The organism is Myxococcus sp. AB036A (genome assembly GCF_006547355.1).
Lineage (GTDB): Bacteria > Myxococcota > Myxococcia > Myxococcales > Myxococcaceae > Myxococcus > Myxococcus virescens.
This window is the reverse complement of the sequence record NZ_VHLC01000191.1, coordinates 1-5,785: the sequence shown is the minus strand read 5'-3', so window position 1 is coordinate 5,785 and position 5,785 is coordinate 1. Positions and strand designations below refer to the sequence as shown.

Below are 5,785 nucleotides of genomic sequence, written 5' to 3'. Positions count from 1 at the left end.
CGTCACCCCTGCCTCCTTCAGCCTCCGCCCCACCGCCTCCAACTCCAGCGGCCCCTCCGGGTACACCACCAGCTTCCCCCCGTGCAGCAGCGCGCCCCATACCTCCAACGTCGACGCGTCGAAGCCCGTCGGCGCCAGTTGCAGCCACACCTCCTCAGGCCCGAAGTCCGCCACTCCGCCGCCCAACACCAGCCGCGTCACCGCACGCTGCGGCACCGCCACCCCCTTCGGCTTCCCCGTGCTTCCTGACGTAAACATCACGTACGCCAGGTTGCCTCCTCCCACTCGGACTCCCGGGTTTGTCTCCGGCTGCCTCGCAATCTGCGTGTCCCATTCCGTGTCCACGCACACCACCAACTCGCCACCCGACGCCACCTCGTCCGCCAGCCGCTCCTGCGCCACCAGCAGCGCCACCCCCGCCTCTCGCTTCATCCACCCCAGCCGCTCCAGCGGGTAGCTCGCGTCCAGCGGCACGTACACGCCACCCGCCTTCAGAATCCCCAGCGCGCTCACCACCCACTCCAACGAGCGCTCCACGCACAAACCCACTCGTACCTCGGCGCCTACTCCCATTCCCCTCAGGTGGTGCGCCAATTGGTTTGCTCGGCGATTCAACGCCTCGTAACTCACCTGCTGCCCTGCCCACTCCACCGCCACCGCGCCCGGTGTCCTCTCCACCTGTGCTTCAAACAGCTCCGCCAGCGACGCCTCCCTCGGGTACTCCTCTCGCCTCCCGCTCCACTCCTCCACCAGGACGCGCCGCTCCTCCCCTGACATCAACGACAGCTCGCCCAGGCGCGTCTCCGGATTCGCGACCGCGGCCTCCAGCAGCACCGACACCTGCTTCAGTAGCCGCTCCGCCGTCTTCGCCTCGAACAGGTCGCTGTTGTAATTGACTGACGCGGCGGCACCTTCCGGTAGCTCGACGACGAACATCGACAGGTCGAACTTCGACGTCTGAATCCGCGCGTCCATCACCGTCAGCGACAATCCCTGTCGCAGCTTCACTTCGGGCGCAGGCGTGTTCTGAAGTGTCAGGGAGACTTGAAACAACGGGCTGCGACTCAGGTCCCGCTCTGGCTGCAATGCCTCCACCAGCTTCTCGAATGGGACGTCCTGGTGCGCGTAGGCGCCCAGGGTCACCTCACGCACCTGCGCCAACATGTCCCGGAAGGAAAGCTCGGGACGTACGCGAGCCCTCAGCACCAGGGTATTGGCGAAGTTGCCGATGAGCCCCTCCGTCTCCGCCTGCGTGCGACCCGCGATGGGGAAGCCCACGCTGATGTCGTCCTGACCCGAGAGCCGCCACAACACCGTCTGATACGCTGCCAGCAGCACCATGAACGGCGTGGCCCCTTCTCGCCGCGCGGTCGCCTCCACTTGCTGCCACAGCGCCTTCGGCCACATCTGCCGCTGGACTCCGCCTCGAAAGGTCTGCGCCTCGGGGCGAGGACTGTCCGTGGGGAGGTCCAGGAATCGCGGCGCGCCCGCCAGTGCCTCGCGCCAGTAGCGAACCTGCGATTCCAACACCTCGCCCTTCAACCACTCGCGCTGCCAGAGCGCGTAGTCCGCGTACTGCACGGGCAGCTCCGGCAAGGGTGATGGCAGCCCTTGCGAGAAAGCGTCGTAGAGCGCCGCCAACTCCCGAAGCAGCACGCTCGCGGACCAGCCGTCCGAGACGATGTGGTGCAACAGCAGCACGAGGACGTGCGCCTGCTCGGACTGCTTCAACAGCAGGGGGCGTAGCAGCGGCCCACGCGCGAGCTCGAATGGGCGGTCGACTTCCGCGCGCACCCGGTGCCGCACCTCGGACTCATCCTGGGCGCCCAGCTCAACCACGGAGAGGTGGACCGGCGATGGCGAAGCGATGCGCTGGACAGGTGCTCCGCCCTCATCCGGGAAGGCCGTACGCAGGACTTCATGACGGCGCACCAGCTCCGAGAAGGATCGCTCCAGGACAGACACATCCAGGGGGCCCTCCACCCGCAGCACATACGGTACGTTGTATTCGGTGCCGCCCGGCTTCAGCCGATCCAGGAACCACAGTCGCTGCTGCGCGAACGACAGCGGCACCCGGTCCCCCCGAGGCATCGGACGCAGCGCGGGCAGCGTCTGGCTTCGAGTCGCCTGCTCCACCTGCTGGGCAAAGGACCTCAAGGTGGGCGCCTCGAAGAGGGCGCGGAGCGGGACCTCTACGCCCAGGACCGCACGCACACGCGCCACCACCTGCGTGGCCAGGAGCGAATGTCCACCCGACGCGAAGAAGTCGTCCTCCCGGCCCACCCGCTCCACCCGCAAGACGTGGGCCCAGACAGCGGCCAACGACTCTTCCATGGGGGAAGCCGGCGCCTCATAGGCGGGAGCCGGGCCACGCGCCGACACGTTCGGCACGGGCAGCGCGCGCCAGTCCACCTTGCCATTGGGCGTCAGCGGCAGGGCGTCCAGCACCACCAGCGCCGACGGCACCATGTGCCCAGGAAGCCGCTGCTGGAGGAAGGCCCTGAGGGCCGCGATGTCCGGAGCCGCCCTGGCCGTACGAACGGCGTAGCCCACCAGCCGTTTGTCTCCAGGCACCTCTTCTCGCGCGACCACCACCGCGTCCTGGACGTCGGGATGCGCGCTGAGCACCGCCGCCACTTCTCCGGGTTCCACCCGGAACCCTCTCACCTTCACCTGGAAGTCTGTCCGCCCGATGAACTCCAGTCGCCCATCCCCCAACCACCGCACCTTGTCCCCCGTGCGGTACATCCTCGCTCCAGCCTCCACGCTGTACGGGTCCGGCACGTACCGCTCCGCCGTCAACTCCGGGCGCCCTACGTACCCTCGCGTGACCTGCGCCCCTCCCACGAACAACTCTCCCCCCACTCCAACCGGCACAGGACGCAGGCTCCCGTCCAGCACGTACACCCGCGTGTTGCCCATCGGCCGTCCCAGCGGCACCGTCGCGGGTGACTCCGCTCGACGCGGCAGCTCTACTCGCCCTGCCAACACACCCACCGTCGTCTCCGTCGGGCCGTAGTGGTTGTGCACCTCGCACCCGGGAGCCAACGCCGCCACCTGCTCCAGCAGGCTCCACGACGCCGCCTCGCCTCCCACCACCAGCCGCTTCGTCGGCAACACCCGCCCGGGCGCGGCGCCACTCATCAACGCCGCGAGGTGCGAGGGCACCAACTTCAAACACTCCACCCCATGCCGCTGGAAGTACTCCTCCACTCCCGCCGCGCTGCTTGCCCTCTCCTGCGTCAGCACATGCAGCAGTCCCCCTGTCCACAGCGCCGCGTACAGCACCGTGTTTCCCAGGTCCGCCGCCACCGTCGACACCAGCGCGAAGCTCGTGCACTCCGCCAACCCCAGCCGCGCATTCGCCGCTTCCACGTAGTTGGCAAGCTGTCCGTGTGTGACCGCCACGCCCTTGGGCCGCCCCGTGCTTCCCGATGTGAACAGCACGTACGCCAGTTGCTCGGGTTGCACCTCTACTCGCGGTGCTGCCGTCGGCTGTGCCTCGAGTCGCGCCGCGTCTCCATCCATCTCCAGCCGGCGCGCCGACAGTCCCTCGAACGTCGCTGCATGCCGCGCCTGCGTCACCACCACCGGTGCGGCCACTTCTTCCACCAGCGCGCGCAGGCGGGACTCGGGTTGCGCGGGGTCCAGCGGCACGTACGCGCCTCCCGCCTTCAGAATCCCCAGCATCGCCACCACCCACTCCACGCCCCGCTCCAGGCACAGCGCCACTGGCATTTCCGCGCCCACCCCCATTCCCTTCAGGTGGTGCGCCAACTGGTTGGCTTGCGCCTCCAACTGGCGGTACGTCAGCTCCCGCTCCTCGCACCGCACCGCGGGCGCCTCTGGCGTCCGCTCCGCGTGGTGCTCGACGCGCCGGTGGACAGCCACCCACGGGAGAGCCGTTATCGAGCCGTTCCATTCCACCAGCACCTGATGACGCTCGGCATCGGTCAGCAGCGGTATCTCGGAGAGGCGCGATTCGGGCCGCGTGGTGACGGCCTTCAGCACCTGCTCCAGGTGGAACACCATCCGCTCCGCCGTGGCCGCCGTGAAGAGGTCGGTGCTGAACTGGAGCAAGCCCTCGAACCCCCGGAGGGTCTCCCCCAGGCTCAACGAAAGCTCGAAGCGGGCCGCCTCCTTGTCGATCAACCCCATCGGCTTCACGGTCAGCGAGGGCAGCGCCAACGGCCCCACCGGGGCGTTCTGCAACACGAAGAGGACCTGGAAGAGCGCGCTGCGCCCCAGGTTCCGCTCGGGTTGCAGATGCTCCACGAGCTTCTCAAAGGGAAGGTCCTGATGCTCGTACGCCCCCAGCGTGCGCTCACGCACCTGTGCCAACAGTTCGCGGAAGGTGGCATGGGGCTGGACCTGAGCGCGGAGGACCAAGGTGTTGACGAAGAAGCCGATGAGCCCCTCCGTCTCTTCGTACCGGCGACCCGCGATGGGCGAGCCCACCAGCACGTCCTCCTGTCCCGAGTAGCGCGACAGCAGGAGCTGGAAGGCCGCCAGCAGCACCATGAAGGGCGTGGCTCCCTCCGCATGGGCCAGCGCCGTCACGGCGTCGCTCATCGGCCGTGACAGCCGCACCGGCACCCATGCACCGCGGTGCGACAACGTCGCCGGCCTGGGCTTGTCGGTGGGCAGCTCCAGATGAGGAGGCGCGCCAGACAGCTGCTGCCGCCACCAGTCGAGCTGTGTCTCCAGCACGGCGCCGCTCAGCCATTGCCGCTGCCACACCGCGTAGTCCGCGTACTGCACGGGCAGCTCCGGCAACCCGGGAGACCGTCCTTCGAGGAAGGCCGCATAGAGCGCGCCCAACTCGCGGACCAGCACGCCCAGCGACCAGCCATCCGAGACGATGTGATGCAGCACCAGCACCAGGGCGTGCACGTCCGGTGACAGTCGCGACAGCCCCACGCGCACCAGGGGGCCGCGCTCCAGATGAAACGGCCGCAGGGCTGTTCGAGTCGCACGCGCGCGGAATTCGGCCTCGCGCTCCTCTTCCGGCAACGTGCTCAAGTCCTCGAAGGCGAGCTGGACGTCCATGGCCGGATGGATGACCTGGACAGGCTGGCCCTCGTGGGAGGCAAACGTCGTTCGCAATGACTCATGACGCGCCACCAGCGCGGAGAACGCGCGCTGCAACGCGCCCACATCGAGCGAGCCCTCGATCCGGAGGACGATGGGGACGTTGTAGCTGGCACTGCCCGGGTGGAGCTGGTCAATGAACCAGAGCCGCTGCTGGGCGAACGACACGGGCAATGCGCCCATGCGAGGTACCCGGGTCAGCGCTGGCACGCTCGGCGCCGCCGCTTCCCGCGCCGACTCCTCGATTCGCAGCGCGAGCCCTTCGAGAACAGGTGACGCGAAGAGCGTGCGCAGGGGCAACTCCACGCCGAAGGCGGAGCGGATGTGCGCGATGAGCTGAGTGGCCAGCAACGAGTGCCCGCCCAACTCGAAGAAGTCAGCGTCCGCGCTCACCCGCTCGATGCCCAGCACTTCACACCAGATGATGCTCAGCCGCTGCTCGGTGACCGTACGCGGCTCGATGTGCTGACGCGGCTCGGAAGGCCCCGCTTCGGAGGCCAACAGTGCCTTGCGGTCGACCTTGCCGTTGGGCGTCAGCGGCAGTGCCTCCAGCACCACCACCACTACCGGCACCATGTACTCCGGCAGCTTCTGCCTCACGTATTCCTTCAGCGCCCCTCCCTCTCCTCCCGGCGCCACCACGTACGCCTCCACCCGCTTCTCCTGCCCCTCTCCCCTCACCACCGCTGCCGCT

Annotated in this window: 1 protein-coding gene; it reads right to left on the bottom strand. The window is 68.3% G+C overall.

Annotation, left to right across the window (positions count from 1 at the left end):
- On the bottom strand, nucleotides 1-5,785 hold a 5,785-nt coding region (locus FL344_RS37730; RefSeq protein ID WP_141621907.1), incomplete at both ends, for a non-ribosomal peptide synthetase.